Genomic DNA, 524 nt, shown 5'->3' on the forward strand with positions numbered 1-524 from the left:
CTCGATGCGACCGTCGAAGGCTCGGCCGGAAAGACAGTCACGCAAGCGATCGGGCTACGTTTCGAACTGCCCCAGATCACCGACAAGAACGATCCGACGAAGTCCTTGGCATTCGAAGGCGACTTCAGCTACTCGAGCGGCGAGACCGGCCAGACGCTCATCGACATCCGCGCGCGAGACGCGGACGCGTGGTTCTCGTCAGAAAGCGTCCCCGGCTTCGACAAAATCGCGCTCAGGCAGGTCTCGACCGATTTCAAGGATGTTGTCCAGATTTCGGTCGACATGGTCGCCACCGCCGACCTCGCGGCCGCGCTGCCAGCTTTGTCCAGCGATGCCGCCAATCCGCTCAAGGCACGCATCCTGTTTTCGCTTGGCGACAAACCGGACGCTGTCATCTCGCTCATCTTACCTGCCGAGCAGCGTTCGACATTGTTTGGAAAATGGCCCTTTACCCTGCGGTCGATCACCTTCGACGTTGCGGCCGGAATGCTGTACGTCAACGGTCGCATAGAGACCGGCCTGCC

1 protein-coding gene is annotated in these 524 nt (G+C 60.7%); it reads left to right on the forward strand.

Annotated features, from left to right (window positions below):
• Positions 1-105: 105 nt before the first annotated feature.
• A partial coding sequence (locus EN845_RS33830) for a hypothetical protein (protein WP_135931268.1) occupies positions 106-524 on the forward strand: 419 nt, incomplete at its 3' end.

This window comes from Mesorhizobium sp. M8A.F.Ca.ET.202.01.1.1 (genome assembly GCF_004791595.1).
In the GTDB taxonomy this organism is placed as follows: Bacteria; Pseudomonadota; Alphaproteobacteria; order Rhizobiales; family Rhizobiaceae; genus Mesorhizobium.